This is a genomic window from Salegentibacter sp. BLCTC (genome assembly GCF_015143665.1).
Lineage (GTDB): Bacteria > Bacteroidota > Bacteroidia > Flavobacteriales > Flavobacteriaceae > Salegentibacter > Salegentibacter maritimus.
The window spans coordinates 530,343-547,288 of sequence record NZ_WYEW01000003.1 but is presented as its reverse complement, the minus strand read 5'-3'; the positions used below and the strand labels follow the sequence as shown (position 1 = coordinate 547,288).

At 36.4% G+C, this 16,946-nt stretch carries 14 protein-coding genes; 1 reads left to right on the top strand and 13 read right to left on the bottom strand.

Annotated elements, in window-relative coordinates:
• Positions 1 to 36 precede the first annotated feature (36 nt).
• The 7 genes from GUB10_RS05785 to GUB10_RS05755 are packed head-to-tail and all read right to left on the bottom strand — an operon-like array spanning position 37 to position 8,356.
• Positions 37 to 1,308, bottom strand: coding sequence for a glycosyltransferase family 4 protein (locus tag GUB10_RS05785; protein WP_193710479.1), 1,272 nt, complete (start codon positions 1,306 to 1,308; stop codon positions 37 to 39).
• A complete protein-coding gene (locus tag GUB10_RS05780) occupies positions 1,305 to 2,114 on the bottom strand; it encodes a bifunctional 2-polyprenyl-6-hydroxyphenol methylase/3-demethylubiquinol 3-O-methyltransferase UbiG (RefSeq protein ID WP_193710478.1) in 810 nt (269 codons plus the stop codon). The genes GUB10_RS05785 and GUB10_RS05780 overlap by 4 nt, the downstream gene beginning before the upstream one ends.
• Positions 2,115 to 2,127: 13 nt before the next feature.
• The gene (locus GUB10_RS05775) at positions 2,128 to 3,195 is read right to left on the bottom strand and encodes a glycosyltransferase family 4 protein (protein WP_193710477.1); all 1,068 of its coding nucleotides are present in this window, start codon (positions 3,193 to 3,195) and stop codon (positions 2,128 to 2,130) included.
• Between the two features lie 28 nt (positions 3,196 to 3,223).
• On the bottom strand, positions 3,224 to 3,958 hold the full coding sequence (locus GUB10_RS05770) for a hypothetical protein (protein WP_193710476.1): 735 nt from the start codon (positions 3,956 to 3,958) through the stop codon (positions 3,224 to 3,226).
• A gap of 40 nt (positions 3,959 to 3,998) precedes the next feature.
• Positions 3,999 to 4,976 carry a glycosyltransferase family 2 protein gene (locus GUB10_RS05765; protein ID WP_193710475.1) on the bottom strand — a complete coding sequence of 326 codons (978 nt, stop codon included), beginning with the start codon at positions 4,974 to 4,976 and terminating at the stop codon, positions 3,999 to 4,001.
• Entirely contained in the window at positions 4,966 to 6,813 is a 1,848-nt protein-coding gene (locus tag GUB10_RS05760; protein WP_193710474.1) for a hypothetical protein, read from the bottom strand. Before GUB10_RS05760 ends, GUB10_RS05765 begins: the two co-directional genes overlap by 11 nt.
• 7 nt (positions 6,814 to 6,820) lie before the next feature.
• Positions 6,821 to 8,356, bottom strand: coding sequence for a glycosyltransferase family 2 protein (locus GUB10_RS05755; protein ID WP_193710473.1), 1,536 nt, complete (start codon positions 8,354 to 8,356; stop codon positions 6,821 to 6,823).
• A gap of 441 nt (positions 8,357 to 8,797) precedes the next feature.
• On the opposite strand from GUB10_RS05755, the gene GUB10_RS05750 reads away from it, so the two are divergent.
• The gene (locus GUB10_RS05750; RefSeq protein ID WP_193710472.1) at positions 8,798 to 9,118 is read left to right on the top strand and encodes a GIY-YIG nuclease family protein; all 321 of its coding nucleotides are present in this window, start codon (positions 8,798 to 8,800) and stop codon (positions 9,116 to 9,118) included.
• 672 nt (positions 9,119 to 9,790) lie between these two features.
• Here the strand turns inward: GUB10_RS05750 and GUB10_RS05745 are convergent.
• The 6 genes from GUB10_RS05745 to GUB10_RS05720 form a co-directional block, all read right to left on the bottom strand.
• A complete protein-coding gene (locus GUB10_RS05745; RefSeq protein ID WP_193710471.1) occupies positions 9,791 to 10,795 on the bottom strand; it encodes an N-acetylneuraminate synthase family protein in 1,005 nt (334 codons plus the stop codon).
• A gap of 391 nt (positions 10,796 to 11,186) precedes the next feature.
• Positions 11,187 to 12,056 (bottom strand): methyltransferase domain-containing protein, encoded by an 870-nt coding sequence (locus GUB10_RS05740; RefSeq protein WP_193710470.1) that lies wholly within the window; start codon positions 12,054 to 12,056, stop codon positions 11,187 to 11,189.
• Between the two features lie 49 nt (positions 12,057 to 12,105).
• On the bottom strand, positions 12,106 to 13,185 hold the full coding sequence (locus GUB10_RS05735) for a glycosyltransferase family 2 protein (RefSeq protein ID WP_193710469.1): 1,080 nt from the start codon (positions 13,183 to 13,185) through the stop codon (positions 12,106 to 12,108).
• A 1-nt stretch (position 13,186) separates the two neighbouring features.
• On the bottom strand, positions 13,187 to 14,368 hold the full coding sequence (locus GUB10_RS05730; RefSeq protein ID WP_193710468.1) for a hypothetical protein: 1,182 nt from the start codon (positions 14,366 to 14,368) through the stop codon (positions 13,187 to 13,189).
• On the bottom strand, positions 14,365 to 15,510 hold the full coding sequence (locus tag GUB10_RS05725; RefSeq protein ID WP_227740313.1) for a glycosyltransferase family 4 protein: 1,146 nt from the start codon (positions 15,508 to 15,510) through the stop codon (positions 14,365 to 14,367). The genes GUB10_RS05730 and GUB10_RS05725 overlap by 4 nt, the downstream gene beginning before the upstream one ends.
• Positions 15,511 to 16,743, bottom strand: coding sequence for a UDP-glycosyltransferase (locus tag GUB10_RS05720; protein ID WP_227740312.1), 1,233 nt, complete (start codon positions 16,741 to 16,743; stop codon positions 15,511 to 15,513). It lies immediately after the preceding gene.
• Positions 16,744 to 16,946 lie beyond the last annotated feature (203 nt).

Here is a 16,946-nt window from a genome sequence, read left to right as displayed (position 1 = left end):
CATTTACGTTGAACCCTGAACGCGGAACCTTAAACCCTAAATCATTCCCCGGATTGCCCTTTCAAACCTCTCCAGTGTATATTGCTGACTCCATTTCTGGGCGGCAATAGACATTTGTTTTAATTTTTCCGGATTTGTTATTAGGCTTAGTATTTCTAACAAATCTTTTTCAGAAAAACCTGTTCTCGATACATCCCTACTCTCGTCGGAACACTCGAACTGACGGCCTCTATGAAATTTATCCGGTAGTTGTTTACTCAGAAAATTTTCTTTATCATCTCTTCTCTCTTCTCTTTTTTCTCTATTCTTTATTCTCTGATCTATATCCGAAATAATTACACCACGCTCCCCGTAATTTAGCATCCATGGCACACAACTTACAGAAGTAGCGATTGGAATACATCCATACCACATTCCTTCAGCAATTGCTTTAGGCCAGCCTTCACTTTTGGACAAAAGCAACGTAAAATGTGCATCGCGATAAGCTTCTTTTAAAGTTGCTAAATCTACCCGTCCCTTAAAATGCACATATTTTTTTAAACTTTCATTTTCGACCAGTTCTCTTAAGTCCTTTTCAAGGATACCATCTCCATAAATCTCCAACCGGCAGTCCAGGTTGTTAGTGCTTAAAACCTTAATGAATTCAATTGCCTTGTCAACCCCTTTCCCTTCTACAAGGTTTCCGGAAAAAATAAACTTATAAGGTGGTTTAAAGTCTTTCTTAATAAGTTCTTTTTCTTTTTCAGAAAAACTCGCTGTAAATAAAGGAAAAATATTATCAGACTGCTGTGGCCAGTCACCATAGACCAAAACTTTTGCATTCCTGGTAAAAAAAGTATTTCCTAAAATTTTCTTCTGAAGTTTATAGGTAAGGGGCTGGGTAGCTTTAGGGTCCCAATTCCCGGCATATTTTACCGTCTTGGGCTTCTTTGGAAAAAAAATTTGGGCAATTGCAGCCAATAATCCAATGTTGCCCGGGCAGCGTATATGTAAATGATCTGCCCTGTGCATCGCGCCCAGGATTCTAAAGAAAATAAATGGGATTTTTAGTAAAGTATCTAAAACCGCAAGAAAGTTTAGTAGATGAAAAGATGAAATTTCGGTAAAAGTAATATTAGAATGCTTGTAATATTCTCCTTGTGGACTAATCTCCCCTTCTTTATTACTCTCTTCGTCTAAAGCTGCTACAATTTCTACTTCATCTACATATTTCAGCCATAAATTCATTTCCCGTATATAAGGACTATAAGCATAAAAGCTGCCGTTTTTTATGCCATGAATTACGTGAGTAAAAACAGCAAATTTCATTTTACAGGCTTTTTAACAAGGCGTAAACTTATATGCATACAGGAGAACAAATGTTTATCATTATTAACAGATTTCTCCCAATCTTCCAGGTGCCAGGTTTTGGCCTTTGTTATTTTTTTTTCTTCGGAAATAGGTAAAAGATTTAGAAGGGCACTCCATTTGGCCCTTCCCAAAACTCCCCTACGCTCTTTTACATAAAAAGCCTTTTCAAATTTATAATAAGTTTCTTTTGAAAAAGGCCATTCCCAATCCCGGTCGCTTTGAAAAGGTCTATATAGATTCCTTAAAAGTTTTATAGGCCTGCTGGTTTGAAGGGGATCATAACCAATAATCTCTCCACGGGGGGCTAGCTTTTCCTGTAATTTTTCTATCAATTCCTCTACATCTTTAAAATGATGTAAAACACCGTAAGCATAGATCAGGTCGAAATCTTTCTCTTTAAAATCTTCTGAAAGAAAATCTATAACTTTTGCGTTGGCGCCTTCAATACCTTCCAGTCTTTTATTTAGAACTGCTATCCCTTTAGGACTAAGATCTATTCCCAGGTATTCCTTAGAATGTTGGGCCAGGTGAAGGCTCAAAACATTTCCGGCATAACACCCAAGATCAAGTACTTTTTTTTGTTCAAGATCTCCAAACCAGCTTTTATGTAAATTATAAATATCTTTTTCTACACCAATTTGTTTCTTAAGGCTATTCAAAGCCTTATTTCTAAAATAAGACCAGGCCTTACTGGGTAAATTCTTATCGAAATTTTGATAAAAATCTCTTTGCCTTTTATTTATTTCCTCCCTTTCCCTGTTCATTTAACCAAAAACCTTATTTAAAGATAATAGATTGCCCAACAAAATCACCTATTACCCGGTTTAATTCGTACTTCTTCAAAAACTGCTCATATGCCTTTTCTGAAAGTTTATCCCTCAATTGCGGCCGTGTTAATAATCTATTTATTTGCGATGCCAACTCCCCATGGTTTCCAGGTTCAAACAATAAGCCGCTTGATTCATTTTGAATAATTTCGGCTATCCCTGTAGTATTAGACCCTATTACCGGCGTATGCACCGAAAAACTTTCAATTACAACATATCCAAAAGCTTCAAAATAAGAAGGAACAATACTGCAATAAGCTGTTGAAAAGGCCTGCAGTACATAGTCTTTTTGGCGGCTACCGGCAAACTGAACATTTTCCTCTAATTTTAATTTCTTTGTAAGCTGCAGGAGTTCGCTCATCATTCCTGGCTCATCTTCCCCACCTATAACCTCCAATATTATATCCGGATATTTTTCCTTAACAATTTCCAGAGCCTTAAAAAGTACTTTAATTCCTTTTATACTATGTAACCTTCCTGCATAAACCAGTTTATGCCTATTTGTTTCAGCAGTAATACAAGGATTATTTACAGCATTCGAAATAACTTCTACTTTATTTTTATTAATACCAAAGGCCTTTATCACATCTAATTCTGCCGATGCTGAGTTGGCTATTATACGTGTTGCAAGTTTATAAATAGCTTTTTTTCTCCAAAAAAGCAGACGCTTAAATTCTAACTGGCTGGTTAGGGTATGGTACCAGGCCACCCGGTGTTTCACTTTTAATAGAAAACCTGCGAGCATAAACAGATTTACCGCTCCAAAACTGGCAATTAAAGTTTTGGGCTTATATTCCCTGATATTTTTCACTAAAAACCTAAAATCTGCAAGTTTTGTAGGTCTTTTGGAAGGCCACTCCAAAACTTCTATAGAACTATCCAGACTTAAATCATGAGCTTCAGTAGCGTATGTAAAAATAAATACCCTATGCGTTTTTGATAGTTTATTTGCCAGGCTCACAAAAAATTCGGCCACCGAAGAATTCTTTAAGGTAAAAGCTATAAAAACGGTTTGCATTAGTTAATCGTTAGTCATTTTTAACTACTTATTTTAAAATTTCTGAATAGGTATAAAAATTCAGATAGTGCTTTAGCTTTTTAGCAAAAATTATTAATACCCCATGTTTATATGGCATTCCAAAGCCACCGCTAATACCTTTAATCCTTAAAGGTTGAGAAAATTGTCTATATGTTCCACTGCCTTTATTTTTAAAGTCTACAATTGCCTTCCATAAAGCTTTTTCAAATGAAAAACCTACATTAATTGCCTTTCCATTTTCCTGAAGGTAAGGCCAGAAATCTATAGAAAACAAAAAACATCTCGAGTCCATTTTTAGTCTTTTGTAAATATTAGAAAGTATTAATCCATTATTTGAATAATCAAAATTATGAGTAAAACCAACTAACTTATTAATATTCAAAACCTTTAACCTACCTGTTATCTTAACAATTAAACTGGAATTCTTAATAAACCTTGAATTTTTAATGGCATAATCCATAATCTCTAATTCTTTATAACCTTTCCCCCTATCCGGTGAAATTTTTGGAGAGTTAAAGCTTATAAATTCCAATCTATCAGACTCCGGAAAATCGTTGGCCAGGGAATTTCCCGAGTTTTCAGCAAAAATAATTTTAAAAGATGTATGATTTAAATAGAACGAGATAGCATCCAGGTATTGTTGCTTTCTTATCTCCGGATCCTTTACTGCAAGGACATCTGAAGAGTTTCTCTCAATAGTACCCGTTAATAATAAAATAATATCTGTTCTTTGACCACTCATTGAATTACGGCAAATAAGTTCTAATTTCTATCATTGGATATTAGAGTTTAATCATAGCGATAAGACTTTTAAATCTTCCCCTGGCATCATCAAACCCACTTTTATCTTTGTTAAATCCATTAACAAATCTAATCAATAACAACAAAATATGGATTCCCCAAAATTTAATGGCTGCTTTAGCTGAAGGGTTTGGATTTTTTAATTTCCAAACATAGTAGCCATTTTTAACCACCATTTCTCCATATTTATAATGATTAGGCCTACCAGCCTCATCGTGCAAATGTGCTACTCTAGCTGCTGTATTTACATATAATTGGCCTAATCGCGAAGCTCGTAAACAAAAGTCCATGTCTTCATATAGGCCATATCCTATAAACTTTTCTGAAAAATTTATTTCTGAAAAAAGTCGATGTTTATATGAGGCCACCCCACCCATAAAGAATTCTACCTGATATATTTCTCCTGAAGGCGGTAAAAAGCCAGTGGAAAAACCATGGGAGAAATCGGGCATAAAACCCGGAGGTTTATCAGAAAGTAATCCCAAGCTTTTTCTAAGCACATTTCTTTGTCCCAGGGGCCTTACATAATTATCAATTACAAATTCTTTAAAATGAGCTTTATAATTCGCCGGCACTTTTCTCCAATTAACATCATCCTTTATTTGCCCTCCAACTCCAATGGCATCAGGATATTGTTTGTAGCTAGCAATTAATTTCTCAAAATAATTAGGTTCCAGCACTATATCATCATCAAGAAAACAAAGCACATCCATAGCCTTAGCGGAATGTTTTATCCCATAATTGCGCTGCCGGGTTAAGCCACTGTTTTCCTTTCCTACCTTAAAATACTTTAAAGCCGGATACTTCTTTACCTCCAAAAGCTTTTTAGTTAAATCGTTTGGAGAAGCATCAATCACAAGAATCTCATCGGGATATAAAGTTTGCTCTTTTACCGATTGCATTAACCGCTCTATTGCTTTACTTCGCCGGTATGTACAAACAATTAAGTTAAATTTCATTCTTTGTAAGAAGTTTTATAAGAGCTAATTCTTCATTTAATGCTGCAGCATTAATTATATTGGTATTACTAAGGGGCCATTGCTTCAGGTCTTTTCTCGCCAAAGCCCCGGCAATTATAGCATTGGTATATTCTTCCCCTAAATAAGACTTTTTAAAATAAGATCGTAATCTTGTTTCCATTTGGGGCTGCTGATACACCTTTACCCAATTAAAGGATTTCAACAAGCGATATCTTTTCTTTGGGTTGGCAGACTTCATTAACCGTTTAATAAGAAAATCGTCTATTTCAGATCTTAAAAACCAAATTGGTAACTTGAATATTTCCGGCGATTTAAAAGCTACAAATGGTATTTGGGCTGTAGGCACACTCGCCCCGGGCCTTAATTCTGCTACCGAAGTAAACAAAGATTTTATATACCTGCCACCTAGCCTTAAACCCGGATGTATATTACTGGTTAAGCGAAGTATTTGAACAGACATAGGTACGCAATAGGCTTTAAACTTAGAATTTAAGATAAGTATTTGTTTTCCCATAGGAATTCGGGAATGTGTAAACCAGGAAAATAATTCGGCAACAAGCTCCATATAAGCAAGGTTATGGGCTTCTATTCTATCTATTAGCTTTTCTATATCCTTTATAATTTCATCTTTGAGATTTTTCTCCGATATATTTAATTTTAACCTATCAATATGCTTTTGAGAAGCCAAACCGGTATATTTCCCTATTATAGTTCTTTTCCAGTCTTGAAATTTTTCCCTGGTATTCCCGGTTAAAGAATACTCCTTTCGCCCGTGATAATACTGATTAAAATTTTTCCAGCTTTTTTTCATCGGCAAGTTTCTTCCCTGTAAAGACTCTGTCATATCCCCTACCAAAATACTTTCCTTTTTCTTTAGATCTTGTCCTTCTAAAATTTCAAGCCAATTATTTATATAGACGGCCTCTGTTTCAAGGGTATATTTTTCAATAATTTTTTTCTCCGGAAAGTTTAATTGCGGGCAGGAATAATTCTTAAAATCAGCCTTGTAAATCCCGGCAATGCGCCTGGCGATACGGGTCTCATAAAAATATTTATCACCATAGGTATGACAAAAGACTTTTTTATTCTTCGGAACACCACCAATTAGCAACCTACTATCCATTCCTCCGCTAAGGGCTATATGTAGGTTCTTCTCTTCTGCTAAACAATAAGACAGCTCCTTTTTAAAAGCTTGCCAGTAATTTGAAGGCGAAATATTTTTAGAAAGTTCCCGGTATAATTCATTATCGTATTTTTTTTCCAGGATGCTCCCCAACTTACCAAACCTAATCCATTCGCCGGGTAAAAGGCGCTTTACATCTTTTAAGATTGTTCTGGATCCAATATTTGCAAATTCAGGGCAATAAGCGCGTTGAAATAAACCCACTTCATCTCCGGCCGTTTCCGATAATGCTCCTAACCAGGCCAGGCTATTAGAAATATAAAAACCTTCCTCCCCTGTTAAATAATATAGCGGATATACGCCAATGGCATCATTACAAATAATAAGCTCCCCACTGCTTTCTTGTATAATCGCAGCAGAAAAAGAGCCACTTATTGAGTTGGGAACGGGCCATTGTTTGCTAATTAAGTCAATAGCACTTTCAATTTGAAATCCCAGCTGCGAACAGGAAACATTAAAATCCCGTATATACCCATCTATAAAAGCTTTACATTCGCTCCCATCATACACTTCGGTTTCTTTTTCTTTCAAAATGTTGTAGGGGCCAATTGCTATTTCCTGAAACTTATATTTTTGCTCCAGTTTCTGGAAATCATTTTCGGTAAGGGCTCTCTGACTTATTAAAAACTTCATTCCAAAGTTATTTTAGCATTAGTTTTTTAGCCCAGGTCTCGCTTTTAAGCCAACGCAGTTGCATATTTTTCCAATACTTTATGGGATTAAGGTTTTTGCTTAGACTATAATTACGTAGGAAAAGTTCTGTCTTAAAACCTTTTTTCTGTATAGAAGTATAATATTTTTCAGCAAACAACATAATGGTAGGTGCCGGTTTTGGATCATCTTCTTTCCAGGGCGGCAACGATACTTCCCGAAACCCACCCCTGGGAGCTTTTAAATGAACAATTTTTATATCTGGATGATAAATAATATCACAACCGGCATTTCGCAGTTGCATACCATACTCCATGTCTTCACCGTAGCCATAGTTAAAAGCCGCATCGAACCTTATTTTTTTCGCAAAAACACTTCTAACTATACTATTTCCTGCCCCAAAGGTTCCCCATTGTTTTCTTTTATCAAAAAATAAAATTTCCCCGGGTTGAATATAATTAAGGGTTAAACAATTAATATTATATGCCTCTAATTCAATTAAAGATTTTTCCAGAACATCACTTTCCATCCTGTTATCATCATCGGCAAAAAAGACCCAATCGGCATCTACTTCTTCCAGAGCCATATTCCTGGCTGTACAGGCGCCTGTTTTGTGTATAAAATGATGTATCAGTTTAAACGGCCATTCTTCCGTAGTAAGTTCCGGCAAATCTGTTTGGGAATTAGGATCGGGATTTTGCTCTACGATAATTACTTTTTTCGGTAATACACTTTGTTTTGTTAAATCTTCTAAAACCTGTAATAAATATTCTCTTCGTCCCAGGGTTGGTATAATCACATCCAGACTATAAGGCTTCACTGTCTTTTCTATTCTTTTCAACCCTACCTTTCCAAAATCAATTTCCTTTAGAAAAACTTTTTTTCTAAACAATGATCGCAAAAGGGAAAGTATGGGAAAAGAGCCTTCAAACTTTACAAAACACCAAAACAATAACCAAAGTCTTGCTGTTTTATAATGAACATACACAAAAGAAAATAGCTCTGAAACACCTGCTACAGGCCGCAGATTATAGTCTTTTTTCAGTTTGGGAGTAAAAAAACGAGGGTCTGAATAACAGAATAGCCCATTGTGTTGTCCAGATTTAGCAATAGCATTTAATAAAAATCCAAAATCCTGTATGTTTCCAAAAGTTTGCTGAAATTTAGACAAGATACCCCCCTTTATACCACCGGCATCTGTACTCATCCTCCAGGTACCATAAGGCACTTCGGGATTAATATTTATAGATGGATGTTGATCAATATAGCCAATCCTGTCGGAAAAATAAGAGTGCTCCAAAGCATAGGAGGCCATGATAAGATTGTGGCCAAATATTTCCTTTAAAAAACTTTCGTCAAACTTCTGGGTATAGGTTTCTTCACACCAGCAAATCAACTCATCGGGATAGTTTTCGGCTAAAACCCAAAAAGCCTTACAAAGATTCGTTTCTTCAATCTCCAAAGGCGTTCCTTTATAATTTACACAGATAATCTTTTCAGCACGCTGGTGAACAATTTGAAGCATAGGTGATTTTCAGGTTCAAACAAATGTAAATAAATTAGTCGGTAGTCGGTAGACTGGGGCTATAGTTTTTGGCTTTAGAGAAAAGAGTGGAGAGCGTGGAGAATAGTTAATTCGGGATTCGTTAATTGGTGATTGGTTAATTCGGGATTGGTTAATTGGTGATAGCAATTCTCCTTTCAGTCGGGCTCAGCCTGACATTGCTTCGACTTTCCATATTCCAGCCCTCCGGGCAGAAATATGGGCTCAGCATGACAATATTGGTTTGTTAGTTCCCCATTATAAAACGCGCTGTCACACTGAGCCGACGACGCAGGAGGCGAAAGTCGAAGTGCTTGGTAGTAATAGCTACCGGGGTTAAGTTAGTTAGTGGCTTTAAACAAATTAAAACCAGCATTGTAACTCATAAGTAAACAACTATAATTTTATTGCTTAAATTGTAATATGAAATTATATTATGTCTATATAGTTGAATGTAAAGACAAGTCTTATTACACAGGTATCACCAATAACCTAAATAGAAGATTATGGGAACATAACTCCGGCTATGCTAAGCGTGCATATACCTTTACCCGACGCCCTGTAGTATTAAAATGGCAGGAGCAGTTTACAGATCCTAACTATGCCATTATGGTAGAAAAACAAATTAAAGGATGGAGCCGCAGAAAAAAACAAGCTTTAATCAATAGCAATTGGAAGGCTCTTATAAAATTCTCAAAAAGTTACGGGCAATTCGGAAAACCGGACGAAAATTTAGAGGAATAAATTTAATCGCGGTAGGGGCTTCGACTTTCCTCCTTTCAGTCGGGCTCAGCCTGACATTGCTCTAATTATTAAAACCAACTGTCGCACTGAGCCGACGACGCAGGAGGCGAAAGTCGAAGTGCTTTGTAGTGGGTTGCTAGGGTTTAAAGTTTAAAAAAGCCGGCTTCGACCCTTCGACTGCTACGCGCTCAGGGCAAGCTTTTCCTCCTTTCAATTGCGCTCAGCCTGACATTGCTTCGACTTTCCATATTCCAGCCCTCCGGGCAGAAATATGGGCTCAGCATGACAATATTGGTTTGTTAGTTCCCCATTATAAAACACGCTGTCACACTGAGCCGACGACGCAGGAGTCGAAAGTCGAAGTGCTTTGTAGTAAGCTGCTAGGGTTTAAAGTTTAAAAAAGCCGGCTTCGACTTTCTGAATAATCGTCCTCCCGGCCGTTTATTCAGGCTCAGCCTGACATTCCTCTTATTATTAAAACCAACTGTCACACTGAGCCGACGACACAGCAGTCGAAAGTCGAAGTGCTTGAGAGTAAGCTGCTAGAGTTAAAGTTTAAAAAAGCCGGCTTCGACTTTCTGGATAATCGTCCTCCCGGCCGTTTATCCAGGCTCAGCCTGACATTCCTCTAATTATTAAAACGCGCTGTCACAAAAAATCATCTTCTAAAGACTATAGACTCCCCCCAACATCTTCCCAATTTAAAAATTCCCATTGTCTCTTTTCTTTATTTAATTCTTTGCCTAATACCTGTTCAAATTTTGAAGCATCTATACCATAGCCTTTTGGTTTTTTTGCTTCCAGATCATTAAAAGTTAATTTATGGCCAGCAGGTAAATGCTTATTTACAGCCAGGGATTTTTCAAAAATATTTTTCAGTTCTTTATACTGAGAGTTGTCTGTTTTATCTACCCTACAACGCAAAGAATTTTGAATGTTATTTACGGCTTGTACCAGGGTTTTTACCTCATCAATTTCAAGTGAAGAAGTTGCGTCGGGTCCGAAGCTACGCCTATCAAAAACTGCGTGAAATTCAAGAATTTCAGCACCAAGGGCCGTAGCGGCAATACAGGTTTCTATTTTCGCAGAATGATCGGAATAACCAATTGGCACATCATACCGCTCTTTTAATTCCCTAATCACATTGAGCCCATAATTTTGAGCTGTAGTAGGATAAGCCGTGGTGCATTGAAGCACAGAAAATTCAACATTCCGACTTTTAAGAAATTCTACCGTTTTATCTAATTCTTTAAGAGAGCTCATTCCGGAGGAAAGAATTACCGGCTTCCCGGTTCCGGCTATTTTTTCCAGCAACAAAAAATTATTCACTTCTCCAGAACCAAGCTTATAACTTTTTACCCCTAGTTCCTCTAAAAGATCTACGGCAGCATTACTAAAAGGTGAAGCAAGGAACTCCACTGCTTTTTCTTCGCATTTTTGCTTTAATAGCTTCCATTCTTCCGGGGAAAACTCCATACGTTTCCAATAATTGAGACGGGTTTTGTCCTGCTGGCTAAACTTCACACGAAAAGGCTCGAACTCACTGCTTTCGGCCGCTGCCATATGCACCTGGAATTTAACGGCATCTACCCCGGTTTCTGCCAGTGCATCTATATAAGATAAAGCCATTCCAAGACTTCCTTCGTGGGCCTGCCCAATTTCAGCGATTATAAACATAAATAGTTTTCAAATTTTAGAAGCAAGTTAATTAATTTGATTGGTTATTTAGTTAACTAGTTAATTGGTGATTGGTTGATTCGTGATTGGTTGATTCGTGATTGGTTGATTCGTGATTGGTTGATTCGTGATTCGTTAATTCGGGATTCGTTGATTGGTGATTGGTTGATTCGGGATTCGTTAATTCGGGATTCGTTAATTGGTGATAGCAATCCTCCTTTCAGTTGCGCTCAGCCTGACATTGCTCTAATTATTAAAACACGCTGTCACACTGAGCCGACGACGTAGGAGTCGAAAGTCGAAGTGCTTAGTAATTACAAAGATTCTTGTTAGAACCGAATTAGTTTTGATACACCGGTTATCTGGAGAAAGAAACAGGTTTTATTTCCCTTTACACCCTCAAAACCACATTAATGGATCCTGCCGTCAATTCTTTATCTGTAAATTTTTTAAAATCTGTATGTATGTTTAAAGATTTGAACCTCTTAAAAGAGTCAACATCGGGTTGATCATACTCAATATGCAACAGCTCCAAGCCTGCGGCTTTAAAAATAGCTTTATATTGTGGAAGCCTTAATCTATTATGATAATCAAACCTGGTTTGTTTCTTTCGCCACTGGGCTTCGCTGTATTGCAAGAAGTCCTGCAGACTCAATTTTTTATCTACATAGGCACGGTGATCGCTTGGAGAAATTAAATGTACTATTATGCTCCCCGGCTTTAAATCGGCTTTAAATTTTTGGTGCATTAACCGAAGATCTTCCGGCTTTACGTGTTCCAGAACAAACCGGGAAAATATAAGGTCTGTTTCCGGCCATTCTATATTTATTAGGTTGGTATTGGGATAATACGCAATCTCTTTTGGTAAATCCCATTCGCTTTTAGGCGCGGCCCTAACATTAATACCATATTCCGATAGAAAAACCTCGTTCAATTCGCGAATTCGTTTCCTATTAAAATGCCGGTTTAGGTCGAAACTGGAAACCGATTTTGCTTTTCCCCTGTAAAGCATCAGGTAAGGCATAACAGGTGCCCATCCCGAACCGATTTCTAAAACATTTTTCCCTTCTAAGGATAGCTTATTTTCCTGTAACAATCTTTGCAAACCACTAAAACTGAAAGTGTTGGTTTTTAGCCGATCTAACATATTCTGCCTGTTAGCGAGGTTTTGAATTGTATGGTAAGCATAATAGCCCTGTTTCTCGGGCAGCAGCTCCAATAGGTGAAATAAGCTTTCTTTAAATTTTAACTTTAGGGACATTAAATCTCTTGTATATTATAATGTTTAGAGTTTAGGTAGCGCAAGTTATTTAAACCTCTAAAATAAAAACAATTCTTTTTAGGTTTTGCTCTACCCGAAAAGAATAATTATGATCTCTATAATTATATAAAATCTCTTTTAAGATCATATCATTCACCTGTTTCATAGAGACATAGGGCTGTGTTTGTTTTCCTAATCTTAGCTTTAATTTGTATTTGGTAGACTTATAGTAATCCTCCTCAAAAAATACAGCCTTTACCACCTCTCCTTTTCGGGAAGGCAGCTCTTCTCTTAAAAAATGCTCTACCCTGGCAAGTATATTGGGAATTTCAAGTATTATATCGGGATTATTTAAAACAGCAGATCTTTCGGTAGTTATAAATTCCCCTATTTTTTCCTGCCTTAAAGGTTTTATTATACCCCGATCTCTATTACGTTGAAAGTGTCTTTGATTAATACGCATAATATTTTTCATCCGTGGATTCCCTGTAAGCAGTTTATCTTCTGAACCTGAAAAACTTTGATGCCAATTGTGGTAAACATATGCTTCCTTTCTTAGTTCTCTTTGATAGCCCGCACTTTCCAATCGGGCAAATAAATCTTCGTCTTCAGACCCATAGAAATGAAAAAATTCGTCCAAACCCTTCACCTCCAGAAGGCTTTCGTGGGAAGTTAAGATCATGCCGTTTACAGTTCCTGTTCTGCCCGGTTTTAAAGCATCAAATTCATAATTCCCAAAAAGTTTTTCTGATTCTTCTTTTTCTAAATATCCCAACTGAAACAAATAAAACCTATCGGGATTCAATAGCTTATTCCATAAAGCAGTTGTTCGCCGATGAAAAACAAGATCGATATCCGCAATAAAGACATAATCTCCTTTTGCCTTTAAAATCCCATAGTTAAGAGCTTTACTTTTATTCCATAAAAGCTGGGGTACAGGCAAATGAAAAAAACGAACAAACGGAAATTCGGTGGCAAGCACTTTCAGTTCCTCTACAAGCGCATTTTTGCTTCCATAATCTAAAAAGATCACTTCAAAATTTTGCAACTCCTGCCTTTGCAAAGACTCAAAAGATATTTTTATTCTTTTGGTGTCACGGTTACGATGGGCATAAATTAAAGAAATCAAATTACACTTTTTTAATTACAACTTTAATACTTTTTTTGAACCTTAGCCACTTCAATTCTAAACCATATTTAATTTTAGCATAATAATGAGTCTTTGTAAGAATATTTTTCTCCTTTAATAAAGCATATAACTCTTCACTAAAAATATTAGTTTTCCTGGTATATAGGACTTTTGCTATATACCTATCCTTTTGCTTTCCATAGGCGTTTAGGTCAAAAACCCCATTATAATTTTCAAGTTCATCTAATAAGTCTAAGGTTAAAGCCGTTCGCAAACATTTTTCACAACGGGTACAATTCTTAAAATCACAGTCTTTATCTGGTGATAAACACACATCCAAAAATTTATAGGTATTTTGGAAATTACTAATCAGGGCGGTTTTTTCTATGCGTGTTAACCCGGGAACCGAGGAGAAAAAAGTTGTCGACTCGGTTGATAATAAATGTAGGTTCCAGATATCATAATAAGTAGTATCAGATGGATCCAGTTTAAAATACTTATATGGATAAGATGAGGCGAAATAATAATTTTTAAATAGTTTTTGGAGATTCAGCACACAAGAAATGTTACGTAATGTATTTGTTGCTTGAAAAGGTAAATCCAGAACCTCACTTAAATTAGATTCAACGGTAATTAGCTCCTTCCCGACCTTTTTTGCAAATTCACTCGAGTTATTTAATCTCTCATTAAAAATCTCACCAGCCCTTTTACCTTTAAAAACCCCATGGGAACCAACATCAAAAAATGTAAAATATTTTATTTTAAAGTTTCCCTCCTCTTCTATATGGTCGTAATAAGTAGCAAATGAATCTACTCCACAAGAAAGACCTGTTCCTGCCGAGTTCACGACATTTAAATCCCTTTTATTCAATTCCTCTGCTATAACTTTTATTTTTTTATAGGAAGGATTGGCTGCACAAAGAATTTCTATTAAATAGTGATTAATAGCGTAATATAGACGATGTGAAACAGGCCCCTTTACATAAATATCCTTTCCGGTTTTTAATCCCAGAAACAATAAGCCTACTAAAAATGCATCCAATCTTTCAACTACCAGGTAATCTCTATACTTTTCTGGAAACTTATACCAAAGCGTATAAGTTTCGCCATCCAGGCTGTATTTTGAAAACAGCATTACCTTTTTACCCAATGACTTAAAGGAAGGCGGATAAAGAATAATCATAATTGATCTTCTATATATTGGTACTTTTTAAGGACCTGTTTTTTAATAGTATTTCTTTCTAATGAAGGCTTTATTATTTTCAAATTATATTCTACAGCCTCCTCGAGATGAGTATCATTATTTAGAACACTTCGTAACTTAGTTTCTATTTCCTGAGGATTTTCAGGATCATGGATCAATTTTCCATTTCTTCCATCTATAATTAATTCTGCTGTCGCGCCTCCGGGATTGGACTGTATGGGAAATGCACCCATTATTATGGCCTCAAGTAAAGTATTTGGCATTCCATCTGAAAGGCTGTTTCCTATATATACCAAACTTTGGCCCATTAATTTAATAACTTCATTATGCGGAATACGTCCTAACATCTTTAGATTATTCCAATCCTTTAACTCAGAACCCAATATAAAACTTTTAACCTCTTCATTTCCACCGAAAACAACAATATTATAATTACTGCAATCTGGTTTCAATGCAACCATGGCTTTTAAGACCTGGACGCACCTTCCGTGCTTTCCCTGGTAACCTTTTATAAGAATGGTATTTCGTGAAGGCAAGGAAGTTATAAAAGGGTTTAATCGATTAAAATCATAACCTCCACCACCGGGAAAGACTCCTAGAAATTCCCCCGAAAACCCAAGGTCTTTAGCAATTTGAAAGTCCCTATAGCAATCTGAAAACATAAAATTTATAGAAGGCAGAATTTTTTTAATTTTCTCTGCTGCTGCCTTTTTATCTTTATAATAATATAAATCGCTCCCCCAGGAGGAATAAGCCCATTTTATTTTCGGGTTTCTATTAATTATTTTTTGAATAGGAAAACAGGAAAGATGCATAACAAACATATGAACCAAATCTGGTTCTATTTCCTGTAGTTTTTGGTTAAATACCTCTGCTAATTCTCGTTCATTGAATTTATTGATAAAACTATTTAGGCCAGGCATTTGATTTTTAAGAAAATACCTTCCGGGGAAATCCCATTTATAACGCCAGCCTGTAATTTGCCCTACAAATTCTATTTGAGCAACCTCTGTATTAGAGTCAAAAACATCCAGCCAATAAACCTCATGCCCCGAATCTTCCAACTGTTTGGTCCAGTTAAAAAAATGCGGAGCGAAGATGGAGAGCATTAGGATTTTCATTTATAAGCTTGAAATTTGATCGCTTAGATAAGTTTCTGAAAGATATTTACCCAGGCTATGGTAATCGCATTGACTATTATTTGATTTCCAATTACTATACAGTTCTTCTATCATAGCAAATATTTTATGTTCATCATCAATCTCACTCCACCAGGGATAATCATTTCCCAGTAATCTTTTAGACTCGCTGTAATAAGGGCCCAATAACAAAATTGGTTTACCTGCCTGAATACAGTGGGGAAATTTTCCCGGCAGAAAAGGACTTATAGAGCTTTTTGCCTCAAGGATTATATTTACCGCAGCATTATTTTGAATAGCCAGTACCTTAGAAAATGGAATATACGCCTCACTACTATAAAACTGCGGAAATACTTGCATTACTTCCTTAAACTCTTTTGAATATTTAGATTTTCTACCAATGAAAATTAATTGGCTATGATCTGCTGCTTCCGGATTTTCCTGAATAAACTTTTGAAAAGCCTTAATTAAACTACGCGGATTTCTTGGACCAAGTAAGGTTCCCGCATGTACCAATGAAAATGCATTATTTTTAAAATACGCAGGTAAATTTATAGCTGCGGTGTTACTTTCAAAAGTTTGATGTGGAATTATCAGCCTTTTCCCCCTCATAGGTGCATAGTAACTTTCCATCAACTCTGCCAATAGCTTACTGGGGTAAGCTATATGGCTAGCCTTTTCCCCAAGCTTCAAAAAAAACTTCCTCTTTTTTAAGTAACCCGGCTCCACCCAGTCATAAGGTCTTGGGTAGCAAGCAAAAGGATAAGGATCATGAATATAAGCTACCCACTTAGAATGCCACCCGGGAAGCTTTAACAGGGCATGATGTGGGCGATAACTTCCTCCTTTACTTAAAGTTAATACCAGGTCTGGATCAAAATCCGTTATTTTATTTAATGCCCTAACAATACTGTTTCTATCATTAAAAAGGGTAAAAGAAAATCCGAATGCCTGTTCTATCTGTTTATAAACTTTTAGGTTAAACCAATAGCGCAAATAGCGTTCTAACCTACTTAAAAAAAACAGCAAACTTCTTCGGTTCTCTTTAATCGCATGGCAGGGGATGTTCTCCAGCTCAATATTCTTTCGTGTATAATGATATACCTGCAACTCAAAACCCGCCTTATACAGGTTTTTTATTAGAGCCACCCTTCCTTTGGTACCACTACTATCTTCAACGTCTATAGATTCTGCTACTACAAGTATTTTTTTCATCAAGGCATTTTGGAATAATCCGGGTAGTTAGTGTAAAGCTATTACTTCTAGATAGAATTTGCAACACTGTATTCCAATACTTCTCGATTCATCCCGACTCGCGTCGGGACACTCGAAGTAACGACACCCGTAAGTTCGAGGAAAGAGAGTGAAGCAAAGCTGTATCGAGAACCTTTTTAAACCGTTTCCAGGTGATGGAACAA

Coding starts and splice junctions, on each gene's coding strand:
- GUB10_RS05785 (WP_193710479.1), bottom strand. CDS start 1,308: ATGAAATTTGCTGTTTTTACTCACGTAATTCATGGCATAAAAAACGGC.
- GUB10_RS05780 (WP_193710478.1), bottom strand. CDS start 2,114: ATGAACAGGGAAAGGGAGGAAATAAATAAAAGGCAAAGAGATTTTTAT.
- GUB10_RS05775 (WP_193710477.1), bottom strand. CDS start 3,195: ATGCAAACCGTTTTTATAGCTTTTACCTTAAAGAATTCTTCGGTGGCC.
- GUB10_RS05770 (WP_193710476.1), bottom strand. CDS start 3,958: ATGAGTGGTCAAAGAACAGATATTATTTTATTATTAACGGGTACTATT.
- GUB10_RS05765 (WP_193710475.1), bottom strand. CDS start 4,976: ATGAAATTTAACTTAATTGTTTGTACATACCGGCGAAGTAAAGCAATA.
- GUB10_RS05760 (WP_193710474.1), bottom strand. CDS start 6,813: ATGAAGTTTTTAATAAGTCAGAGAGCCCTTACCGAAAATGATTTCCAG.
- GUB10_RS05755 (WP_193710473.1), bottom strand. CDS start 8,356: ATGCTTCAAATTGTTCACCAGCGTGCTGAAAAGATTATCTGTGTAAAT.
- GUB10_RS05750 (WP_193710472.1), top strand. CDS start 8,798: ATGAAATTATATTATGTCTATATAGTTGAATGTAAAGACAAGTCTTAT.
- GUB10_RS05745 (WP_193710471.1), bottom strand. CDS start 10,795: ATGTTTATAATCGCTGAAATTGGGCAGGCCCACGAAGGAAGTCTTGGA.
- GUB10_RS05740 (WP_193710470.1), bottom strand. CDS start 12,056: ATGTCCCTAAAGTTAAAATTTAAAGAAAGCTTATTTCACCTATTGGAG.
- GUB10_RS05730 (WP_193710468.1), bottom strand. CDS start 14,368: ATGATTATTCTTTATCCGCCTTCCTTTAAGTCATTGGGTAAAAAGGTA.
- GUB10_RS05725 (WP_227740313.1), bottom strand. CDS start 15,510: ATGAAAATCCTAATGCTCTCCATCTTCGCTCCGCATTTTTTTAACTGG.
- GUB10_RS05720 (WP_227740312.1), bottom strand. CDS start 16,743: ATGAAAAAAATACTTGTAGTAGCAGAATCTATAGACGTTGAAGATAGT.